The sequence below is a fragment of the Streptomyces sp. Wb2n-11 genome, assembly GCF_001049855.1.
Classification (GTDB): domain Bacteria; phylum Actinomycetota; class Actinomycetes; order Streptomycetales; family Streptomycetaceae; genus Streptomyces; species Streptomyces altiplanensis.
The window spans coordinates 4626762-4648354 of sequence record NZ_CVPB01000001.1 but is presented as its reverse complement, the minus strand read 5'-3'; the positions used below and the strand labels follow the sequence as shown (position 1 = coordinate 4648354).

Genomic DNA, 21593 nt, shown 5'->3' with positions numbered 1-21593 from the left:
GTGAAAGGGCGTCGTACGCGGCCCCGGAACGATATGCCGCGACCTATCGTGCAGTCGCCGCCCCCCTCCTCCGTGTCCGCTCTTGTCAGGGAGACTTCCATGTCCGCACAGCCGAGACGCCGCTCCGTACTGCTCGCCGGCGCCGCCTCCGCCGTCGCCGCGATGCCCGCGGCGAGTGCCTCCGCCGCCGAGCCGCGCCCGCGCAAGGGTCCCGTCGTCATCGGACACCGCGGCGCCGCCGGCTGGCGCCCCGAGCACACCGCCGCGTCGTACACGCACGCCGTCCAGACCGGCGCCGACTGGATCGAGCCCGACCTCGTACCGACCAAGGACCATGTCCTCGTCGTACGGCACGAGAACGAGATCTCCGGGACGACGGACGTCGCGGCACACCCGGAGTTCGCGTCGCGGCGTACGACGAAGACCGTGGACGGCCGGTCCGTCACCGGGTGGTTCACGGAGGACTTCACGCTCGCCGAGCTGAAAACCCTGCGCGCCGTCGAGCGCCTGCCGCTGGTCAGGAACAGGAACACCGTCTTCGACGGCCGCCTGGAGGTCCTGACCTTCCAGGAGGTCGTGGATCTGGCGAGGAAGCTGTCGAAGCGGTACGGGCGGACGGTCACCGTGTTCCCGGAGACGAAGCACCCCACCTACTTCCGTTCGATCGGCCTGCCCCTCGAACCGGAGCTCGTCCGCGTGATCCGGCGCAACCGGCTCGGTGCCCACGAGTGCGTCGTCCAGTCCTTCGAGCCGTCGAGCCTGATCCGGATCGCGGAGGCACGGCTGCGCCTGCCGCTGTGGCAGGCGCTGGGGACGGGGAACGGCGGCCCGTACGGCCACCCGGCGACGTACAGGGAGATGATGACGCCGGCCGGTCTGCGGCAGATCGCGGAGTACGCCGCCTGGATCGGCCCGGACAAGTCGTCGGTGGTGGCGCCGTCGCCGCTGCTCGCGGACGCGCACGCCGCGGGGCTGAAGGTCGGGGCGTACACCTTCCGCAGCGAGAACCAGTTCCTGCCCGCCGGATTCCGCCGCGGCACCGCGCCCGACGACTTCGGGGACGCCTTCGCGGAGTACGCGCTGCACTACGGGCTCGGCGTCGACGCGGTCGTGACCGACTTCCCGGATCTCGCGGTCCTGGCGAGGGACGCCGCCGGGTCCCAGGACCGACGGACGACCCGGTCCTGATCATCCCCGCGCCCTCCTGCTGCTAATCTGCACTTGCATATCAGTCGCAATAAGCAGTCGGAGGGCTCGGACATGGCCATGTACACACTTCCTGAACTTCCGTACGACTACGCGGCGCTCGAGCCTGTCATCAATCCGCAGATCATCGAGCTGCACCACGACAAGCACCACGCGGCCTACGTGAAGGGCGCCAACGACACCCTGGAGCAGCTCGAAGAGGCGCGCGACAAGGAGTCCTGGGGAACGATCAACGGCCTGGAGAAGAACCTCGCGTTCCACCTCTCCGGCCACATCCTGCACTCCATCTACTGGCACAACATGACCGGCGACGGCGGCGGCGAGCCGCTGGAGAAGGACGGCGTCGGTGAGCTCGCGGACGCGATCGCCGAGTCCTTCGGCTCCTTCGCCAAGTTCAGGGCCCAGCTGACCAAGGCGTCCGCCACGACCCAGGGTTCGGGCTGGGGAGTGCTCGCGTACGAGCCGGTCAGCGGCCGTCTGATCGTCGAGCAGATCTACGACCACCAGGGCAACGTCGGTCAGGGGTCGGTGCCGATCCTGGTCTTCGACGCCTGGGAGCACGCCTTCTACCTTCAGTACAAGAACCAGAAGGTGGACTTCATCGAGGCGATGTGGAAGGTCGTCAACTGGCAGGACGTGGCGAAGCGTTACACCGCCGCCAAGGAGCGCGCGAACAACCTGCTGCTCGCGCCGTAAGCACGCAGAGGCGTCCTGCTCGTGATCGTCTTCTCACCTTTCACCTGCAGGCGGATGAAACGGCCGGCCCCCGCGAGGACGTGACTCGCGGGGGCCGGCTGTTTTCATGCACAGGTGGGCGACAGGCCCGAAGAGCGCCGCCGTCAGTCGAAGACCGGACCCTGCGTACGCGTGCGCTTGATCTCGTAGAAGCCGGGGATCGACGCCACCATCAGCGTGCCGTCCCACAGGCGCGCCGCCTCTTCGCCCTTCGGCGCCGGGGTGACCACCGGGCCGAAGAAGGCGACCTCCTCGCCGTCCGCGCCGGGGACCGAGATGACCGGGGTGCCGACCTCCTGGCCCACCTTGTCGATGCCCGCCTTGTGGGAGGCGCGCACCTCGGCGTCGTACGTGTCCTTGTCGGCGTACTCGATCAGGTCCGCCGGGAGATCCACCTCGGCCAGCGCGCCGGCCATCGCCTCCAGGGTCGCGCCCTCGCCCTTGTTGTGGAAGCGGGTGCCGAGCGCGGTGTACAGGTCGCCGACCACCTTGTCCCCGTGCAGCTCCCGGGCCGCCGTCACCACCCGTACCGGGCGCCAGCCCCTGGGACCGAGCAGCTCGCGGTACTGCTCGGGCAGTTCGTCGAGCTTGTCCTCGTTCAGCACGGCCAGGCTCATGACGTGCCAGCGAACCTCCACATCACGGACTTTCTGGACCTCCAGCATCCACCGGGACGTCATCCAGGCCCAGGGACACAGCGGGTCGAACCAGAAGTCGGCGGTGGTCCTGCCGTTCTCGGACATGTCTCTCCTCATCGACGAAGCGGTCGCACCTCGACGGTGGCAACACCGCTGGTCGCCGGAGACATTCCCGCGCGTGCGGCGCCCGTGCCGCATGGGAGTATCGGCATGTTCGAACGAGACACGAAGGAGTGCCCGTGCCCGGTGAGAATCTGTCCCGCGACGAGGCCCGCGAGCGGGCCGAACTGCTGTCCGTCGACGGGTACGAAGTGGCCCTCGACCTGCGGTCCGCGGTCGGGGAAGGCGGGGAGGGACCGCGCACGTTCCGCTCGGTGACCACCGTCCGCTTCCGTTGCGCGCGCCCCGGCGCGGACACCTTCGCCGACCTGCTCGCGCCGTCGGTGACGGCGGTCACACTGAACGGCGAGGCGCTGGACCCGGCGGCCGTCTTCGACGGGACGCGGGTCGCGCTGGCAGGGCTGCGGGAGGAGAACGTCCTGGTCGTGGACGCCCAGTGCGCGTACAGCCGCACGGGCGAGGGCATGCACCGCTTCGTCGACCCTGAGGACGGCGAGGTCTACCTCTACACGCAGTACGAGCCGGCCGACGCGCGGCGCGTCTTCGCCAACTTCGAACAGCCGGACCTGAAGGCACCGTTCCGGTTCGAGGTGACCGCTCCCGACGGATGGACCGTGTGGAGCAACGGCGTGGGCGAGGTGACGGACGACGGGGTCTGGCGGTTCGCCGGGACCAGGCCGATCTCGACCTACATCACCGCCGTCGTCGCCGGTCCGTACCACTACGAGAGCGATCTGTACCGGCGCACGCTCGGCGACGGCACCGAGATCGAGATCCCGCTCGGCGCCATGTGCCGCAGGGGACTCGCCCGGCACTTCGACGCGGACGACATCTTCACGGTCACCAAGCAGGGGCTCGACTTCTTCCACGACAACTTCGACTACCCGTACCCCTTCGGGAAGTACGACCAGGCCTTCGTACCCGAGTACAACATCGGCGCCATGGAGAACCCGGGCTGCGTGACCTTCCGCGAGGAGTACGTCTTCCGCGGGAAGGTCACCCGGGCGTCGTACGAGCGGCGGGCCAACGTCATCCTGCACGAGATGGCGCACATGTGGTTCGGCGACCTCGTCACCATGCGGTGGTGGGACGACCTGTGGCTGAAGGAGTCCTTCGCCGACTTCATGGGGTCGTACTCGATGGTCGAGGCGACGCGCTTCACCAACGGGTGGATCACCTTCGCCAACAACCGCAAGTCATGGGCGTACCGGGCCGACCAGCTGCCCTCGACGCATCCGGTCACGGCCGACATCCGTGACCTGGAGGACGCGAAGCTCAACTTCGACGGGATCACGTACGCCAAGGGCGCCTCCGTCCTGAAGCAGCTCGTCGCGTACGTCGGCAAGGACGCCTTCATGGAGGGCGCCCGGCGGTACTTCAAGCGCCACGCGTACGGGAACACCCGGCTGGAGGACCTGCTGGCAGTACTGGAGGAGACGTCCGGGCGGGACCTCGCGAGCTGGTCGCGGGCGTGGCTCCAGACCGCCGGGGTCAACTCGCTCACCCCGCAGGTCACGTACGGCTCGTCCGGGCGGATCACCGAGCTGGCGGTGCTCCAGGAGGGGTCCGGGCCCCATGCGGAACTGCGTCCGCACCGGGTGGCCGTGGGCCTGTACCGGCGCGAGGAGGCCGGCGGGACGCTCGTGCGGTACGCCCGCGCCGAGGTGGACGTCGCCGGCTCGCGCACGGTCGTGGCGGAGCTCGTCGGCAGCGAGAAGCCGGACCTGGTACTCGTCAACGACGACGACCTGACGTACTGCAAGATCCGCTTCGACCCGGAGTCGCTCGCCACGCTGCGCGCGCACCTCGACGACGTGAGCGACCCGCTGGCGCGGGCGCTGTGCTGGTCCGCGCTGTGGAATCTGACGCGGGACGCGCTGCTCCCGGCACGGGACTTCGTGGACCTGGTGCTGAGGTTCGCGGGGCGCGAGAGCGACATCGGGGTGCTCCAGATGCTGCACGCGTGGACGCGGTCCGCGCTGACGCACTACGCGGCGCCCGAGTGGCGGGAGGAGGGTGGGCGGCTCCTCGCGGAGGGCGCGCTGCGGGAGCTGCGGATCGCGGAGCCCGGCAGTGAGCACCAGCTGACGTGGGCGCGGTTCTTCGCGGCGACGGCCTGCCGGGACGCGGACTTCCAGCTGCTCCGGGGGCTGCTGGAGGGCACGGCCAGGATCGACGGCCTGGAGGTGGACCAGGAACTGCGCTGGACCTTCCTCGGTCCGCTCGCCTCGCACGGCGCGGCGGACGAGAAGGCGATCGACGCGGAGCTGGCGCGGGACGACACGGCGTCGGGCAAGCGCCACCAGGTGCGGTGCCTCGCGTCGCGCCCCTCGGCCGCGGTCAAGGCGCAGGCGTGGGCGGCGGTGGTGGAGTCCGACGCGCTGTCGAACGCGCTGGTCGTGGCCACGATCGACGGCTTCATGCAGCCCGGGCAGCGGGAGCTGACCGCCCCGTACGCCGAGAAGTACTTCGCCGCGATCGAGCGGGTGTGGGCCGAGCGGTCGATCCAGATCGGGATGGACGTGGTGTCGGGGCTGTTCCCGGCGCTCCAGGGCGACCGGCGCACGCTGGACGCGACGGACGCGTGGCTGGCCGCTCACGAGGACGCGGCGCCGGCGCTGCGGCGGCTGGTGCTGGAGGCGCGGGACGACCTGGCGCGGGCGCTGCGGGGACAGGTGTGCGACCGGGCCTCGGCGGTGTGAGGACCCCGTCGCCGGACGCGGTGGGGGCCAGGGTCCCCGCCCCGTCCGGCGGGTAGGGTTTCGGCAATCGAACGGCCGTACTTTAGTGCGGAGTTGTCCCGGATTGTCGACGGGTGTGTAACAGCGGTTAGCGGGTGGGGTGCGGGCGGGAAACCCCGGGACATGAACCACAACACCCCGGTCTCCCGCCGCCCTCTCGCCCACCTCGCCGACGCCCAGCAGCGCGTGCTGTCCGCCGCGCAGCTGCGTACGCGCGGCGTGTCCGCCGCCAAGGCCGCCGCGCAGTGCCGGCCCGGCGCTCCCTGGCAGCAGATCCTGCCCGGCGTCTTCGTCCTGCACCCCGGCCCGCCCTCCGGCGAGGAGCGGCTGCACGCCACGCTGCTGTACGCGGGGCGGCCGCCCGCGGACGCGGCGGTGCCGGCGCAGGCCAGGGCGGAGGACGGGACGGACCCGTACGGCGACGTCATGGTCACCGGGCCGGCCGCGCTCGCCCTGCACCACTTCCGTGCCGCTCCCCCGCTGTCCTCCCTCGACCGGATCGACGTACTGGTGCCGCGCACGAGGCGGCTGCGGTCCACCGGGTGTGCGCGCCTGGTCCGGGTCCACACGATGCCCCGGGCCCAGCGGATCGGCGGCGTGCCCGTCGCTCCCGTCGCCCGCGCCCTCGCGGACACCGTCGCGCACCTCAGTGACGCCGACGCCGTACGGCAGCTGCTCACCGAGGCCGTGCGCGGATTCCACTGCGAACCCTCGGCGGTGGTCAGGGAGCTGACGCTCGCGCGGCTGCTGTCCAGGCCGTACGTCGTCGACGCCGTCGACTCGCTGCTCGCCGAGGGGCGGGCCGTCGCCGAGAACCGGCTGTACGCGATGGTCCGCGACCACGGGCTGCCCGACCCGCTCTGGAACGTCGACCTGCGGCTGCCCGGCGGCCCCCACCTCGGCGGCGTCGACATCTACTGGCCCGACCAGGCGGTGGCCGTGGAGCTGGACACCCGGTCGCCCCGGCAGGACGGGAACGCGACGGGGTCTCCCCTGTCCGACCGGAGCCGTGAGCTCGGGGAATGGACGGAGTGCGCCCGCAAGCGCGAGCACCTGGAGCGGCTCGGCATCACCGTCGTGCACCTCACGCCGAAGAAGCTGCGGGAGTCGCCGGAGCAGCAGGCGACTGTCGTGCGGACCGCCCTGATGGCGTCGGCCGACCGGGATCCGGCCGCTTATGTCGTCGCGCTGCCGCGCTGAGCGGTGCCGGTACTCCTCCGGGCCGTGTCAGCGCTTCTTCAGCAGGAGTTCCGTGTTCCGGGCGTCCGCAGGACCCGCGAGGTTCTGCCGGGCGCCCGGCGCGTTGAGGGAGAGTTCGCGGTAGAGGGCCGCCAGGCCCGTCTGGGAGAGGTCGGTGTAGTCCGTGCGGTGCGGGGCGGCGGACTCGATCAGCGTGGTGAAGAGGGAGAGCGTGCCGTCGTGGTTGTCGGTCAGTTCGACGACCCGGGCGAGCTGGGGGAACTCGACGTGCGAGGCGGTGGAGACCTCCCAGAACGTGTCGTGCGCGAGAATCGCGTTGCGGTGGCTGTGTCCGTTGATCCAGGCGACGACGTTGCGGCTGTTCTTGAGGAGCGCGAGGATCCTGTCGCCGCCGCCGTCGTCGAACGTCCAGCTGTTGTGGTGGCTGAAGACGATGACGTGGTCGTCCTGGTGGGCGGCGAGCGTCCGCCTCAGCCAGCCCAGCTGGGCCGCGCCGATCGAGCCGGCGAAGTGGCCGCCCCGGTCGGTCGTGTCGAGGCTGATGCCGAGCACGCCGTCGGAGATGCGGAACGAGTAGTACAGGTTCCCGGTGCCGGCGTTCTCGCGGGTGTAGCCGTGCCCGGCCGGTCCCGCGCCGGCGTACGCCGGGTCGAGGTGCGCCTCGACGTACTCGCGGGGCGTGAAGGGGGCGCGGGCCGGATCGGGGGTGATGCGGCGCATCCGCCGGGTCTCGCGGCGCAGGAGGTCGGTGAAGTGACTGCCGCGCGGGTCGTCGCCCTTCTTCAGTACGGCTTCGAGCGCGTTCGCGTCGGACACCGGGAGGGAGAGCAGCTTGCGGCCGCCGACGGCGAAGTCGGCGAGGAACCCGGAGGCGTTGCCGTTGGCGAAGCAGCCGCTGGGCAGGTCGTCGTGGTTGCCGACGGTGGAGTACCAGGGGACGCGCAGACCCGGGCTGTTGACGGGACGCAGTGCGGCGGCGAGGTAGCCCTCGACGCGGGGGAAGCCGCGCTGCTTGTCGGCGTCGCGCAGGGCGGCGTCCGGGTGCCAGTAGAGGGGCAGGCCGGAGTCCTGGACGCCTTCGTAGCGGCCCGGTTCGCCGGTGTCGGGGGTGATGCGGCCGCCGCTCATGGTGCGCAGGAACCAGTCGAGTTCGGCCTTGTTGTTGTTGTCGGTGTTGTCGCCGGTCGTCATCACGAAGCCGAGGTCCGCCCCGGTCACGGGCCCGCCGCGCAGGGCGTTGACCCGCTCCACGAGCGCGACCGCGCCGTGCACGGTGAGGGCTTCCTGCGGACGCCAGGCGCCGGCCGCCCGGACGCGCAGGTATTCGGTGCGGACCGGGTGCTGTACGTCGGTGAGGTGGAGGTCGGTGAGCTGCACGAAGGAGGCGAGGGCGGTGCGCCGGTCCTCGCGCCCCGGGCGGGCGGCGGCGAGCGGGGTCCGCACGACGCGCTTCCAGCCGGGGCCCGCGCCGAGCCGCCGGTAGCCGGAGCCGGGGGCGGGGCCGCGCGGTGTGGCGACCGTACCCAGCGTGGTGGCGGCCCAGGCCGGAGCGGCGACGGGGGCGGCGGCGGGGGCCGCGCTCGGCGACGCCGCGTGCGGGGCGGGAGCGGCGGGGGCGCCGGCCGGATCCGGAACACCGGCGGCCACGGCCCGGACACCGTCCTCCGGGCGGAGCACGAGGCCGAGGCCGGCGGAAACACCGGCCGCCCCGGTCACGGCGAGGAACCTGCGGCGGTCGAGGGCGGCTTCGGCTGCGGAGCGTAGGCGTGACATGGCGCGGTCTCCCCGGGGTGCGATCACATCGGCCGGGCCCGGGGTGGAACCCCCTTGCCCCACTGGATCGTTGGCATCCGGAATGACCTGCGCGTTAACTGCTCCGCAACGGTCGGCGCCGATCGCCGGTCAGGGATCACTGCCCCTGCGGATCACCGCAAAACGCCATCATGTCCTCCCCGGACGGAGCGGCCGCGCTCACTCCCCGTTCACCTGCCGGGGAAGGCGGCGCGGCCCACGGCCGGTTTCGTACGCCACAGCTCCATGCCGGTGTCGACGAGCTCGACGTGGTCGAGGCGGGCCACCTCGTCCAGCGGGTGCCAGGCCGCGAGGTCGGTGGATCCGGCCGTCTCGTGGCGGAGTTCACCGCCGGTGATCCGGCCCTCGTACACGATCCGCAGGCCCTGGAAGTCCGCGAACGTGCCGAGCCTGCGCGGATAGCGGCGGGTGACGGAGTCCACGCCGAGCAGCCGGACCGGTTCGCACACGTAGCCGGTCTCCTCCTCCACCTCACGGATCACCGTGTCGTACGGGTCCTCGCCGTGGTCCATGCCGCCGCCGGGCAGCGTCCACCGCTTCGCGCCGTCGGGCGCCACCCAGCGGGCCAGGAGCACCTGTTCGTCCCGTACACACACGGCGTAGGCCGCCACCCTGAGCTCTCGGTTCATTGGCCGAGGTTACGGGGTTGTTATGCGGCGCGGAACGGGGCGCCCGATATCTGGCGGTTCGGCCCCGGTGGCGCATACCGCGCGGTGGCGGATGTGTGCCACGACGGAATTCCGCCCCCGACAACTCTCCCCAAACGACCATCTCTTAGGCGAGGCTGAGCGGTCATCCGGCACCGTATTCCGGACTCCTTCTTTCACATACAGGGAAGCCCATGACCCTCGAATCATCCGGCTCCATACCCGGGGCCAGATCCGCGGCCCGCATAGCGCTCGCCGCGGGCCTGGTCGCGGCGCTGTGTGCGGCCGCGCCGGTACCCGCCCTGGCGGCCGGCTCCGACGATCCCCGGACCACGGCGCCCGCGCCCAAGTCCGCCGCCGCGAAGCTCGGTTCCGCCGACGCCCAGCTGCTCGCGGAGGCGGAGGCCGACGGCACGAAGAGCGTCACGCTGATGGTCGCCACCACGCCCGGCTCCACCGAGCAGGTCGCGCGCCAGCTCGACGCCGTGGAGGGCGGCGTGGTCGGCCGTACGGACGACAAGCTCGGTTACGTACGGGCCACCCTGCCCACCGGCAAGGCGGACGCGGCCATCACGGCCGCCGCCAAGCTCTCCTCCGTCCACGGCATCGACCTCAAGCAGGAGATCCTGCTGGACGACCCGACGCCCGCGGCCGACCGCGGCAAGGGCGCGGAGGCCGCCGCCGAGGGCACGTACCCCGGCCCCGGAAAGCGGACGCCCGCGAAGAACCCGTACAACCCGTCCTTCGAGACGGGCGCCGTGGAGTTCGTGGAGGACCACCCGAAGGCCGACGGCCGCGGGGTCACCATCGGCATCCTCGACTCGGGTGTCGACCTCGGCCACCCGGCGCTCCAGAAGACCACCACCGGCGAGCGCAAGATCGTCGACTGGGTGACGGCCACCGACCCGGTCGCGGACGGCGACGGCACCTGGCTGCGGATGAACGGTGCCGTGACCGGCCCGGTGTTCACCGCCGGCAGCCGCACGTACTCGGCCCCGGCCGGCTCGTACATGTTCCGCACCTTCGCCGAGGCCGCCACCAAGGGCGGCGACATGGCGGGCGACCTGAACCGCGACGGTGACACCACCGACGTGTGGGGCGTGCTGTACGACGCCGCCGCCGGCACGGTCCGCGTCGACCTCGACGACGACGCCGACTTCGGCGACGAAGAGGCGATGAAGCCGTACAAGGACAAGCACCAGGTCCGGTACTTCGGCAAGGACGACCCGGCGACCGAGGTCGTCGAGCAGATCCCGTTCGTCGCCGAGATCCGCAAGGACGTCGTCGTCAACGCGGCGGGCGCGAAGTCCGACTACGTCAACATCGGTGTCATCGAGGGCTCGCACGGCACGCACGTCGCCGGCATCACCGCCGCCAACAGCCTCTTCGGCGGCCGGATGGACGGCGCCGCCCCCGGCGCCAAGCTGGTCTCCTCGCGCGCCTGCACCTGGAGCGGCGGCTGCACCAACGTCGCGCTCACCGAGGGCATGATCGACCTCGTCACCAAGCGCGGTGTCGACATCGTCAACATGTCGATCGGCGGCCTGCCCGCGCTGAACGACGGCAACAACGCGCGCGCCCAGCTCTACACGCGCCTCATCGACACGTACGGCGTGCAGCTGGTCGTCTCGGCCGGCAACAGCGGCCCCGGCACCAACACCATCGGCGACCCGTCGCTGGCCGACAAGGTCGTCTCGGTCGGCGCGTCCATCTCCAAGGAGACCTGGGCCGCCAACTACGGCTCGGTCGTGGAGAAGAAGTACGCCATGATGCCGTTCTCCTCGCGCGGTCCGCGCGAGGACGGCGGCTTCACGCCGACCATCTCCGCGCCCGGCGCGTCCATCAACACCACCCAGACCTGGGCGCCCGGCGGCCCGGTCGCCGAGGCCGGCTACAAGCTCCCGGCCGGCTACTCGATGCTCCAGGGCACCTCGATGGCCTCGCCGCAGGCGGCGGGCGCGAGCGCGCTGCTGCTCTCGGCCGCGAAGCAGAAGAAGATCGACCTGACCCCGGTCGAGCTGCGCACCGCGCTGACCAGCACCGCCGACCGGATCAAGGGCACGCAGGCACACGAGCAGGGCTCCGGCCTGATCGACATCGTGGACGCCTGGGAGGCGATCGAGGACGGCGCGACCGCGCACGACTACGCGGTCAGGGCCCCGGTGGACACCGCGATCGACTACGCGCTCAAGACGCCGGGCTTCGGCACCGGTCTCTACGACCGCGAGGGCGGCCTGAAGGCCGGGCAGAAGAAGACGTACGACGTGACCATCACGCGTACGAGCGGCCCGGACCGCGCGATCGAGCACGAGCTGGACTGGAAGTACAACGACGGCACGTTCCGCCTGCTGGGCGACGACGAGATCGACCTGCCGCTGAACAAGCCGGTCACCGTCAAGGTGCAGGCCCGGCCCGGCTCCGCCGGTGTGCACAGCGCCGTCCTGGAGGCCGACGACGAGCGCACCGAGGGCGTCGACAAGCAGATCCTCGCGACCGTGGTCGTGGCCGAGGACCTGGTGAAGCCCGCCTACGCGTTCTCGGGCTCCGGCTCGGTGCAGCGCAACAGCAGCACGTCGTACTTCATCAACGTCCCCGAGGGCGCGAAGTCCCTGGAGGTCGCGCTGGGCGGTCTCGCGAAGGGCAGCCAGACCCGGTTCATCGCGATCCACCCGTACGGCGTCCCGGTCGACTCCACGTCGTCGATCGTCTGCTACCCGAACTACACGAACCCGGCCAACACCTGCCGTCCGGACCTGCGTTCGTACACGGACCCGCAGGCCGGCGTGTGGGAGATCGAGGTCGAGTCGCGCCGTACGTCGCCGCTGCTCGACAACCCGTACACGCTGGACGTGTCGGTGCTCGGCGCCACCTTCGACCCGGCCGTGCAGACCATCCCCGAGGCCAAGGCCGGCACTCCGGCCCCGGTCGAGTGGAAGGCCACCAACGGCTTCGCCACGCTGGACGGCAAGCTGAAGGGCGGCCCGCTCGGCTCCTCGAAGGACGCGCGCCCGAGCATCAAGAAGGGCGAGAAGCAGACCACCACGGTCACCATCGGTGAGGGCGTCGAGCGCTTCGACGTCGCCATCGGCGGAGTCTCCGACGCCACCGCCGACCTCGACCTCACGGTCAAGAGGGACGGTGTCCAGGTCGGCCAGGCCGCGGACGGCGACTCGGAGGAGGCGGTCAGCCTCGTCAAGCCCGCGGCCGGTACTTACACCATCGAGGTGGACGGTTACGCGGTCGGCGCCGCCGGCACCGAGTACGACTACCGCGACGTGTACTTCGCGCCGTCGCTCGGCCAGGTCGAGGTCGACGACGCACAGGTCGTGAAGCTGGCCAACGGCGCTTCGGCGCAGGTGAAGGCCGAGGTCGTGGTGGCCGGCGCGGCCCCCGAGGGCCGGCGCTTCTTCGGCGAGGTGCAGCTGGTGAACGCGCGCGGCACGGTCGCGGGCTCCGGCAGCGCCCAGATCGAGAAGGTCACTCCGTAACACCGTTCGTCCGAACGTCGGTCACGGAGGAGGGGCGGGCGCCCGTGCGGGTGCCCGCCCCTCCGCGTTCCCCGGTGGCTTCCGTCCCCAAGAACGCGAACCACACGCCGGCTTCACATCGGCTACGCACCGCCTTCACTGCCACGATGGCCCCATGACGCACATCACCAAGGGTGCCAACATTCCTGTGCCCAGCGAACTTCTCCGCGTGGCCGTCTGCCGTCAGAACGTCGCCGGAGCCCCGACCGTGGACGCGTCGGCCCTCCTGCTGGACGCGAACGGCAAGGTACGCGGCGACGCCGACCTGGTCTTCTACAACCAGCCGCACCATCCGTCGGGCACCGTGCGGCACTTGGGCACCGACGAGGGCAACGGGCAGCTCGCCGAGTGGCTGGAGGCCGATCTGCCACGCCTGGGGCCCGAGGTGCAGCGGGTGGTGATAGCCGGCTCCTGCGACGGCGGGGTCTTCGGCTCCGTACCGGGGCTGTACGTCCAGGTGCTCACCGGCGGCGGGGCGCCGGTCGCGCTCTACGCGGTGAACGACGCGACGACCGAGACGGCCTTCGTCATCGGGGAGTTCTACCGGCGCGGCGGCGGCTGGAAGTTCCGCGCGGTCGGGCAGGGGTACGCGTCCGGGCTCGCCGGGCTCGCGACCGACTTCGGCAGCGCGGTCCTCCGCTACGACGGGCCGCCCTCGCTGCTGGGCCTGCGCCGCACCACGTCCGACGACGACCCGCTCTCCTACCGTCCAGGCCCACGGCAAGACGGTGACCTCCGCCGACACCCAGGGCCGGCGCCGGCCGGTCACCGGCCCGCTGTGGGTGACGGAGGCGGGCCACTGCTACGTCCTGGTCACCGCGTCCGGGGCGACCGGCCGGCAGCTCGACCCGACGACGGCCGCGCCCCCCGGGTCCTCGACCGGGCGGCCGGGGGCCGGGTCTCCGGGCAGGGCTACACCGTCGTACGCCACACCGGGTCCGAAAGCGGGATGATGCTCACACACGAGCCCAAGGGCGCCCTGGACCTGCCCGTCGTCTGGGCGCTCGGCGAGCGTCTGGAGCCGGTGCGGCGGATCACCACCGCCCCCGGGCTGCACACGTTCCCCACCGGTTTTCTGCAGATCAGGACCGGTGGCGCGTGGAGCCTGGAGATCCGGTGACGGCCGTGTGACGGGGGCACGACGGCCGTGAGAACGGTCACCCGGTCCAGGGGCCGGACAATGGATTGGACAAGGCGGCCCAGGACATACGCATTATGGACAGCACCAGGTCAAGCGCCCAGCGCCACGTTCGCACCACGTTCGTACGTACGAAGGAGTCCCCGTGAGGGTCGGAATCGTCGGAGCCACCGGTCAGGTCGGCACAGTCATGCGCAGGATTCTGGCCGAGCGCGAATTCCCGGCCGACGAGCTGCGCCTCTTCGCCTCCGCCCGTTCCGCGGGCTCCACGATCGAGTGGCAGGGCAGGGACATCACCGTCGAGGACGCGTCGACGGCCGACTACTCCGGCCTGGACATCGTGCTCTTCTCCGCCGGTGGCGCGACCTCCAAGGCGCTGGCCGGGAAGGTCGCCTCGCAGGGCGCCGTCGTGATCGACAACTCCTCCGCCTGGCGCCGCGACCCCGAGGTGCCGCTGGTCGTCTCCGAGGTCAACCCGCACGCGGTGGCGAACCGCCCCAAGGGCATCATCGCGAACCCGAACTGCACCACGATGGCCGCGATGCCCGTCCTCAAGCCGCTGCACGCCGAGGCCGGCCTGACCGCGATGGTCGCCACCACCTACCAGGCCGTGTCCGGCTCGGGCCTGGCCGGTGTCGCCGAGCTCGACGGCCAGATCAAGAAGGTCGTGGACCACGCCGCCGAGCTGACCCACAGCGGCGACGCCGTGGACTTCCCCGAGCCCGGCGTCTACAAGCGCCCCATCGCCTACAACGTGCTGCCGCTGGCCGGCTCGATCGTCGACGACGGCTCCTTCGAGACCGACGAGGAGCAGAAGCTCCGCAACGAGTCCCGCAAGATCCTGGAGATCCCGGAGCTCAAGGTCTCCGGCACCTGCGTGCGCGTCCCCGTCTTCTCCGGCCACTCGCTCCAGGTCAACGTCCGCTTCGAGCGCCCGCTGAGCGTCGAGCGCGCGACCGAGCTGCTCGCCGGGGCCCCGGGCGTCGCCCTGTCCGAGATCCCGACCCCGCTCCAGGCCGCCGGCCAGGACGTCTCGTACGTCGGCCGCATCCGCCGCGACGAGACCGCCGAGAACGGCCTGGCGCTCTTCCTCTCCGGCGACAACCTCCGCAAGGGCGCGGCGCTCAACGCCGTGCAGATCGCCGAGCTGGTCGCGGCCGAGCTCAAGGCCTGATCCTCTCCGTCACGACGGCGGGGCGGGACTCTCCGGTACGGGAGTCCCGCCCCGCCGTCGTGCGTCCGCCCGGCGTACTCCCCTTCGGCCGTCCCCGGCCCGTCGGTCACGAGGCTCCGGGAGGGCCTGACCCCGGTGGCCGCCGGGCGCGGGGTGATGCTGCTGTGCCGGCCGGCGCGGGGTGAGGAGGTCCCTCAGAGGGCCAGGTGCCGCCGCAGGGCTGTGTCGAGTTCAGCCATGCGCTGAGGGGGAACCGTGCCGATGCGGTGCAGCACCCGCTCCACCGCGACCGCGCGGACCTGCTCGCACTGGGCCTTGGAATCCTTCGCGAGGTGGCATTCCCCGGCCGGCAGGAGAACCTGGAACGGGAAGACCCGCGACGTGTTCGACGTCACCGGAACAACGGTGATCACGCCTTTGCCCATGCGCTGGACGGTCTGGTTGGCCGCGTCGTTCGACACGACCACCGAGGGGCGGGCCTTGTTCACCTCGCTGCCGCGCACCGGGTCGTAGTCGATCAGGTAGATCTCACCTCTGCGCATCGGCCAGCCCGTCCCCGGCGGTCCGGTCCCAGAACGCCGCGTCCTCGCTCGCGTCCCACTCCTCGAACGCGGCCGCGTAGTCCGACTCCAGCCGGGAGTTGCGCAGCAGCTCGATCGCGGCATGTATCACCGCGGAACGGGACTCCGCCTCCGTCTCGGCCGCGTACGCGTCGACGAAGGCCACGTCCTCCCGCGGCAGGCTCACACTGATCTTCATACCACCGATGCTACTCAGGTACGACCAGGCTTGCTACCCGGCTGGAGCCGCTGCCGCGTACAGCCGGGTGAGGGGGGTCACGCTCGGCGCACCTCGAAGTGGAAGCAGCCGTACTCCACCGCCCTGACGTGCACGAGCGCCACCTCCGGGTCGGCGAAGGCCTCGGCGAACGCGGCGTCGAAGCCCGCCGTCGTGTCGTCCGGGAGCTCCAGGAGCCGGCCGCCGACGATGTGCCCGTCGGCGTCGTAGCGGCGCACGGTGCGCAGGGCGCCGGGGCGGGCGAAGGGGTAGCCCCCGGCCCGGGCCGGCCCCTCGCACTCGTGCGCGTGGACGAAGACGGGGCCCTGTTCGTCGTACGCCCCGGGCCTGGCCCAGGTTCCGGCCGCCCAGCGCCGCAGCGGCGCGTACGAGACGAGCGCGACGCGTTCGCCGGGCTCGCTGAGCCGCAGGCAGCAGCGCAGCGGGGCGCCGCCCTCCTCGTCGGTGTACGGGGCGCAGGCGCGGCCGGCGTCGTCGGTGTCCCGCAGCTGCTTGAGGGCGGCGGGCTCGATGGGGCGCGCGGTATGGAACGTCATGTGCCCAGCTTCGCCACGGCCCCGGCCACGCGCTCGCGGACTTCGGACGTCGCGCTCTGTCAGCTGCGAGCTGACTCTGCACTCATGACGGAAGCGGCGTGGAAGGATGACGGAAAACGACACATACCGAGGAGATGACCGGGTGCCTGGCACGAATCTGACCCGCGAAGAGGCCCAGCAGCGGGCGAGCCTGCTCACCGTCGACGCGTACGAGATCGAACTCGATCTGAGCGGCGCGCAGGAGGGCGGCATCTACCGTTCCGTGACCACCGTGCGTTTCGAGTCCGCCGAGGCCGGCGCGCAGACGTTCATCGACCTGGTGGCGCCCGCCGTGCACCAGGTCGTGCTGAACGGGAAGTCACTGGACGTCGCCGCCGTCTTCCGGGACTCCCGCATCACCCTCAAGCACCTGGAGGCCGGCCCGAACGAACTGAAGGTCGTCGCCGACTGCGCGTACACCAACACCGGCGAGGGCCTGCACCGCTTCGTCGACCCGGTGGACCAGCAGGCGTACCTCTACACCCAGTTCGAGGTGCCGGACGCGCGGCGCGTCTTCGCGTCGTTCGAGCAGCCCGACCTGAAGGCGACCTTCCAGTTCACCGTGAAGGCGCCGTCCGGCTGGACGGTGATCTCGAACTCCCCGACGCCCGAGGCGCCGAAGGACGACATCTGGGTCTTCGAGCCGACGCCGCGCATCTCGACGTACATCACCGCGCTGATCGCCGGCCCGTACCACTCCGTCCACAGCTCGTACGAGAACGCGAACGGCCAGAGCGTGCCGCTGGGCATCTACTGCCGTCCGTCCCTGGCCGAGTTCCTGGACGCGGACGAGATCTTCGACGTCACGCGGCAGGGCTTCGACTGGTTCCAGGAGAAGTTCGACTACGCGTACCCCTTCGCGAAGTACGACCAGCTCTTCGTGCCGGAGTTCAACGCGGGCGCGATGGAGAACGCGGGCGCGGTGACCATCCGCGACCAGTACATCTTCCGCTCCCGGACGACGGACGCGGCGTACGAGCGGCGCGCCGAGACCATCCTGCACGAGCTGGCGCACATGTGGTTCGGCGACCTGGTCACCATGGAGTGGTGGAACGACCTGTGGCTGAACGAGTCGTTCGCCACGTACACGTCGGTCGCCTGCCAGGCGCACGCGCCGGGCTCGAAGTGGCCGCACTCGTGGACGACGTTCGCGAACTCGGAGAAGACCTGGGCGTACCGCCAGGACCAGCTCCCCTCCACGCACCCGATCATGGCCGAGATCCGGGACCTGGACGACGTGCTGGTCAACTTCGACGGCATCACGTACGCCAAGGGCGCGTCGGTGCTCAAGCAGCTCGTCGCGTACGTCGGCCAGGACGAGTTCTTCAAGGGCGTGCAGGCGTACTTCAAGGCGCACGCGTTCGGGAACACGCGCCTGCCCGACCTGCTCGGCGCGCTGGAGAGGACGTCCGGCCGCGATCTGAAGACCTGGTCGAAGGCGTGGCTGGAGACGGCCGGCATCAACATCCTCCGCCCGGAGATCGAGACGGCCGCGGACGGCACCATCACGTCCTTCGCCGTCCGGCAGGAGGCCCCGGCGCTCCCGGCGGGCGCGAAGGGCGCCTCCATCCTCCGTCCGCACCGCATCGCGGTGGGCTGCTACGACCTGGACGGCGCGGGCCACCTGGTCCGTACGAACCGGATCGAGATGGACGTCGACGCCGCCGAGCTGACCGAGGTCCCCTTCCCGGCGGGAACGCCCCGCCCGGCCGTGATCCTCCTCAACGACGACGACCTGTCGTACGCCAAGGTGCGCCTGGACGAGGACTCGCTGGCCGTGGTCACCGCGCACATCGGCGACTTCACCGAGTCGCTGCCGCGCGCGCTGTGCTGGTCGGCCGCGTGGGACATGACGCGCGACGGCGAACTCGCCACCCGCGACTACCTGGCGCTGGTCCTGTCGGGCATCGGCAAGGAGTCGGACATCGGCGTCGTCCAGTCCCTGCACCGCCAGGCGAAGCTGGCGCTGGACCTGTACGCGGCGCCGGAGTGGCGCGAGAGCGGCCTGGCGCGGTGGACGGCGGCGACGCTGGAGCACCTGCGCGCGGCCGAGCCGGGCAGCGACCACCAGGTGGCGTGGGCGCGGGCGTTCGCCGCGACGGCCCGTACCGACGAGCAGCTCGACATCCTCCAGGGCCTGCTGGACGGCACGCAGACGGTGGAGGGGCTGGCCGTCGACACCGAGATGCGCTGGGCCTTCGTGGGCCGTCTCGCGGCCACGGGCCGTGCGGACGAGAAGGTGATCGCGGCGGAGCTGGAGCGCGACAGGACGTCGGCGGGCGAACTGCACGCCGCGTCGGCGCGGGCCGCGCGGCCGACGGCCGAGGCGAAGGCGGAGGCGTGGGCGTCGGTCATCGAGTCCGACAAGCTCCCGAACTCCATGCAGGAGGCCGTGATCGGCGGCTTCGTCCAGACCGACCAGCGTGAGCTGCTCGCGCCGTACACGGAGAGGTACTTCGCGGCGGTCAAGGGTATCTGGGAGTCGCGCAGCCACGAGATGGCGCAGCAGATCGCGGTCGGCCTGTACCCGACGGTGCAGGTCTCCCGGGAAACGCTGGACGCGACGGACGCGTGGCTGGCGTCGGCGGACCCGAGCGCGGCCCTGCGCCGCCTGGTCTCGGAGTCCCGCTCGGGCATCGAGCGGGCGCTGAAGGCGCAGGCGGCGGACGCGGCGGCGGGTTCGGCGGCAGCGTAGGCGCGGCGGCCTCCCCGCCCGTCCGGCGGCCGAGGACACGAGAGGGCCGCCCCCCGCGACGCGCGGGGGGCGGCCCTCTCCGCCGTGGGACGTGGAAACCGCCCGACGGCCGGGCGCTGTACCGCTGCCGTCCGCCGGGCGGGGGTCTGGTGGGCGGAGCCGGCTACCGGCCGGCCACGTCCTCGTAGCGGGCCCGCAGCTCGGCCGCGCCCTGCTCGGTGAGCGCCCCGTGCAGCCGCATCCGGGCGACGCCACCGTCGGGGAAGGCGTCGAGGCGGACGTGGGTGGCGACGGCCTGGGCCGGGAGCTTGAAGCGGTGCAGGGTGTCGGGCTGGAGCCTGGTCCGCGGGATGATCTCGAACCACTCGCCGCTCTCGCCGTTGCGCCCGCTCAGGGCGATCCAGCCGGCCGAGTTGCCCTTGAGGTACGCCGTGTCGATCTCGACGGCGCGAATGGCGCCCTGCGCGACGAGGCGGAAGCGCACCCAGTCGTTGGTGTCGCGGACGCGGCGGCGGCGGTTCTCCCAGCCGTCGTCCATCTTGCGCGAGGTCCCCGGCAGGATGATCTGCGTCGGCGACGAGTAGAACTTGTCGGAAGCGTCCTCGTACACACCGCCGTTGAGTACGGAGACGAGGTCGACGGTCCCGAGAAGGTCCAGCCACCGGGGGTCGGGCACGACTTCGCCGTGCACGCGCAGGCGGGCGACGCCGCCGTCGGGGTGCTGGCACAGGCGGATGTGGGTGAAGCGCCGCTCGCTCGTGATCTCGAACCCGTTGGCCGCGTGTCCGCGCACGGGCGTGGGGGCCACGATCTCTTCCCACTTCACCTCGGAGTCGAGGAGCTGCTCGGGGCTGGGCGAGCCCTCGACCGCCGTGGCCTGGACGCTCACGCGCTGCGGGTAGTTGCCGCGGAAGTGGGCGGTGTCGACGATGATGCCGCGGATGACGCCGGGGGCGCCGAGGCGGATGATGGCCCAGTCGTGGTCGTCGGGCGCCGGGAAGGGGTGCGACCCGTCGGCGCCGCGCCGGCGCCGGGTCTCCCAGCCGTCCATGATCTTGCCCTTGTGGCCGAAGTGCTCGGGGTCGAAGACGGCCCGCTCGCGGATGAGGAGGTTCTCGCGCTCGGCGAAGAACTCGTCGTTGGCGGCGATGACACCGGCTCCGAGGCGCCGGTCGGCCAGATCGACCAGCTCGGTGAAGGGGAAGTCCCCGCCCCGGTAGTCGGCGTACGGGTCACCTCCGCCGTAGGGGGCGGCGTCGTTGGCGTGCGGGTCTTCGAGGTGCGCGTCGGTCGTCGTCATGCTCCGACTGTCACAGCCCACGACCGGTCAGGTCCATCGAAAGTTTCTGGACAAGCTTTTAAGCAGGACTGAACGGTTGAGGAGAGGGGCGGAACGGGAGGCGGCGCGGTCCGCGGCGGGCGGGGCGGGGCGGCTGGAGCCCGGGCGCCGGCCGCTGCCGGTGCGGGGGCCGCCACGGGGGCGAGGAGGCGGCGGAGGTCCTGGAGAAAGCCCGTGGAAAGCTCCGGCCCACCGCGGCCCGGAGCGCTCGGGGCGAACCGGGACCCCCGGAAGCAACCCGCGGTTGCGGTCCCGCAGGGATGTGGCCCCGTGGAGGCGTGTCTCGCGAGCCGGCCCCGTGAGCCGACCCCACCCGCCGGTCACGGTGTCCGCGCCGTCGCCACCTCGCGCAGGGACGACAGCACGCGGGCCACCGCCGGGCCCGCCTCCGCCCCGCGGCGTACCGCCGCCACCACGTGGCGCTGGGGCCGGTCCGCGCTCAGGACCCGCATGACCACCCCCGTACGCCGCTCCGCCGACGCCATCCGCGGGATCAGGGCCACCCCCATCCCGGCCTCGACCATGGCCAGGATCGCCGTCCAGCCGGCGGCGCTGTGCGCCTGCTCCGGCACGAAGCCCGCCGCCTCGCACGCGTGGCGGGTGATCTCCGACCACGGTCCGCTCCCGCCGAAGATCCACGGCTCGCCCGACAGGTCCGCCAGCCGCAGGCCCGGCGCCGCCGCCAGCGGATGTCCGGCCGGGAGCGCCACGTCCAGCGGGTCGGCCAGCAGCGGGACGCGGGCGAGCCGGGGGTCGCGGGCGGTAGGGGCGTGCGCCGCCAGCGACAGCGCCAGGTCGACCGCCCCGCTCGCCAGGAGTTCGTACGCCTCGGCGGCCTCGGCCTCCCTGACCCGCACCTCCAGCGCGGGATGTGTCGTACGGAGCCGCTGCACCGCCGGTACGACCAGCGCCGGCACGGCCGTCGAGAACGCCCCGATCCGCACCTCTCCCGCCTCCCCGCGCATGTACCCCGTCAACTCGGCGTCGGCCTGCTCAAGTTGGGCGAAGACCGCCTCCGCGTGGCGCAGGACCAGGTGGGCCGCGTCGGTGAGGCGCACCCGCCGCCCGTGCGCCTCCAGCAGTGGTACGCCGAGCTGCTTGCCGAGGTTGGACAGCTGCTGCGAAACGGCCGACGGCGTCATCAGCAACGCCTCGGCCGTCGCGGTCACGGTCCCCCGGTCGCGCAGGGTCCGCAGGATCCGCAACTTCTTGATGTCCCACTCGATCATGGGACGGAACCTATCCCGG

Annotated in this window: 16 protein-coding genes; 8 read left to right on the top strand and 8 right to left on the bottom strand. The window is 71.7% G+C overall.

Annotated elements, in window-relative coordinates:
• Positions 1–99: 99 nt before the first annotated feature.
• Positions 100–1188, top strand: a complete 1089-nt coding sequence (locus BN1555_RS21085) for a glycerophosphodiester phosphodiesterase family protein (RefSeq protein WP_093800839.1) — start codon at positions 100–102, stop codon at positions 1186–1188.
• Positions 1189–1260: 72 nt separating this feature from the next.
• The gene (locus BN1555_RS21080) at positions 1261–1902 is read left to right on the top strand and encodes a superoxide dismutase (protein WP_093800838.1); all 642 of its coding nucleotides are present in this window, start codon (positions 1261–1263) and stop codon (positions 1900–1902) included.
• A gap of 143 nt (positions 1903–2045) precedes the next feature.
• Here BN1555_RS21080 and BN1555_RS21075 read toward each other — a convergent pair whose 3' ends face one another.
• Positions 2046–2684 (bottom strand): mycothiol-dependent nitroreductase Rv2466c family protein, encoded by a 639-nt coding sequence (locus BN1555_RS21075; protein WP_093800837.1) that lies wholly within the window; start codon positions 2682–2684, stop codon positions 2046–2048.
• A 134-nt stretch (positions 2685–2818) separates the two neighbouring features.
• On the opposite strand from BN1555_RS21075, the gene pepN (BN1555_RS21070) reads away from it, so the two are divergent.
• Positions 2819–5401 (top strand): aminopeptidase N, encoded by a 2583-nt coding sequence (gene pepN, locus BN1555_RS21070; RefSeq protein ID WP_093800836.1) that lies wholly within the window; start codon positions 2819–2821, stop codon positions 5399–5401.
• A gap of 162 nt (positions 5402–5563) precedes the next feature.
• Positions 5564–6640, top strand: a complete 1077-nt coding sequence (locus BN1555_RS21065; RefSeq protein ID WP_093800835.1) for a hypothetical protein — start codon at positions 5564–5566, stop codon at positions 6638–6640.
• 27 nt (positions 6641–6667) lie between these two features.
• Here the strand turns inward: BN1555_RS21065 and BN1555_RS21060 are convergent, their stop codons facing one another.
• Positions 6668–8413, bottom strand: a complete 1746-nt coding sequence (locus BN1555_RS21060) for a TIGR03767 family metallophosphoesterase (protein WP_093800834.1) — start codon at positions 8411–8413, stop codon at positions 6668–6670.
• Positions 8414–8622: 209 nt separating this feature from the next.
• A complete protein-coding gene (locus tag BN1555_RS21055; RefSeq protein WP_093800833.1) occupies positions 8623–9081 on the bottom strand; it encodes an NUDIX hydrolase in 459 nt (152 codons plus the stop codon).
• Positions 9082–9293: 212 nt separating this feature from the next.
• Between BN1555_RS21055 and BN1555_RS21050 the strand changes: the two genes are divergently transcribed.
• The 3 genes from BN1555_RS21050 (at position 9294) to BN1555_RS21040 (ending at position 14938) form a co-directional block, all read left to right on the top strand.
• Positions 9294–12587, top strand: a complete 3294-nt coding sequence (locus BN1555_RS21050) for a S8 family serine peptidase (RefSeq protein ID WP_093800832.1) — start codon at positions 9294–9296, stop codon at positions 12585–12587.
• A 154-nt stretch (positions 12588–12741) separates the two neighbouring features.
• Complete coding sequence (locus BN1555_RS21045) at positions 12742–13746, top strand: TerD family protein (protein ID WP_093800831.1); 1005 nt, start codon at positions 12742–12744, stop codon at positions 13744–13746.
• 163 nt (positions 13747–13909) lie between these two features.
• Entirely contained in the window at positions 13910–14938 is a 1029-nt protein-coding gene (locus tag BN1555_RS21040; protein WP_093800830.1) for an aspartate-semialdehyde dehydrogenase, read from the top strand.
• Between the two features lie 194 nt (positions 14939–15132).
• On the opposite strand, the gene BN1555_RS21035 is transcribed toward BN1555_RS21040, so the two are convergent.
• The 3 genes from BN1555_RS21035 to BN1555_RS21025 all read right to left on the bottom strand — a co-directional run bounded on the left by BN1555_RS21035 (position 15133) and on the right by BN1555_RS21025 (position 16272).
• Complete coding sequence (locus BN1555_RS21035) at positions 15133–15480, bottom strand: type II toxin-antitoxin system PemK/MazF family toxin (protein WP_093800829.1); 348 nt, start codon at positions 15478–15480, stop codon at positions 15133–15135.
• Positions 15467–15697, bottom strand: a complete 231-nt coding sequence (locus BN1555_RS21030) for a ribbon-helix-helix domain-containing protein (protein ID WP_093800828.1) — start codon at positions 15695–15697, stop codon at positions 15467–15469. The genes BN1555_RS21035 and BN1555_RS21030 overlap by 14 nt, the downstream gene beginning before the upstream one ends.
• A gap of 77 nt (positions 15698–15774) precedes the next feature.
• Entirely contained in the window at positions 15775–16272 is a 498-nt protein-coding gene (locus tag BN1555_RS21025) for a DUF1203 domain-containing protein (protein WP_093800827.1), read from the bottom strand.
• A gap of 142 nt (positions 16273–16414) precedes the next feature.
• On the opposite strand from BN1555_RS21025, the gene pepN (BN1555_RS21020) reads away from it, so the two are divergent.
• A complete protein-coding gene (gene pepN, locus BN1555_RS21020; protein WP_093800826.1) occupies positions 16415–19006 on the top strand; it encodes an aminopeptidase N in 2592 nt (863 codons plus the stop codon).
• 163 nt (positions 19007–19169) lie between these two features.
• Here the strand turns inward: pepN (BN1555_RS21020) and alc are convergent, their stop codons facing one another.
• Together alc and BN1555_RS21010 are read right to left on the bottom strand one after the other, a co-directional pair.
• Positions 19170–20306 carry an allantoicase gene (gene alc / locus BN1555_RS21015; protein ID WP_093800825.1) on the bottom strand — a complete coding sequence of 379 codons (1137 nt, stop codon included), beginning with the start codon at positions 20304–20306 and terminating at the stop codon, positions 19170–19172.
• Between the two features lie 359 nt (positions 20307–20665).
• A complete protein-coding gene (locus BN1555_RS21010) occupies positions 20666–21574 on the bottom strand; it encodes a LysR family transcriptional regulator (protein ID WP_093800824.1) in 909 nt (302 codons plus the stop codon).
• Positions 21575–21593 lie beyond the last annotated feature (19 nt).

Excerpts from the sequence above, each read along its gene's own strand:
- BN1555_RS21085 (WP_093800839.1), top strand. The coding sequence starts at position 100 with ATGTCCGCACAGCCGAGACGCCGCTCCGTACTGCTCGCCGGCGCCGCC.
- BN1555_RS21080 (WP_093800838.1), top strand. The coding sequence starts at position 1,261 with ATGGCCATGTACACACTTCCTGAACTTCCGTACGACTACGCGGCGCTC.
- BN1555_RS21075 (WP_093800837.1), bottom strand. The coding sequence starts at position 2,684 with ATGTCCGAGAACGGCAGGACCACCGCCGACTTCTGGTTCGACCCGCTG.
- BN1555_RS21065 (WP_093800835.1), top strand. The coding sequence starts at position 5,564 with ATGAACCACAACACCCCGGTCTCCCGCCGCCCTCTCGCCCACCTCGCC.
- BN1555_RS21060 (WP_093800834.1), bottom strand. The coding sequence starts at position 8,413 with ATGTCACGCCTACGCTCCGCAGCCGAAGCCGCCCTCGACCGCCGCAGG.
- BN1555_RS21055 (WP_093800833.1), bottom strand. The coding sequence starts at position 9,081 with ATGAACCGAGAGCTCAGGGTGGCGGCCTACGCCGTGTGTGTACGGGAC.
- BN1555_RS21050 (WP_093800832.1), top strand. The coding sequence starts at position 9,294 with ATGACCCTCGAATCATCCGGCTCCATACCCGGGGCCAGATCCGCGGCC.
- BN1555_RS21045 (WP_093800831.1), top strand. The coding sequence starts at position 12,742 with ATGACGCACATCACCAAGGGTGCCAACATTCCTGTGCCCAGCGAACTT.
- BN1555_RS21035 (WP_093800829.1), bottom strand. The coding sequence starts at position 15,480 with ATGCGCAGAGGTGAGATCTACCTGATCGACTACGACCCGGTGCGCGGC.
- BN1555_RS21030 (WP_093800828.1), bottom strand. The coding sequence starts at position 15,697 with ATGAAGATCAGTGTGAGCCTGCCGCGGGAGGACGTGGCCTTCGTCGAC.
- BN1555_RS21025 (WP_093800827.1), bottom strand. The coding sequence starts at position 16,272 with ATGACGTTCCATACCGCGCGCCCCATCGAGCCCGCCGCCCTCAAGCAG.
- alc (WP_093800825.1), bottom strand. The coding sequence starts at position 20,306 with ATGACGACGACCGACGCGCACCTCGAAGACCCGCACGCCAACGACGCC.
- BN1555_RS21010 (WP_093800824.1), bottom strand. The coding sequence starts at position 21,574 with ATGATCGAGTGGGACATCAAGAAGTTGCGGATCCTGCGGACCCTGCGC.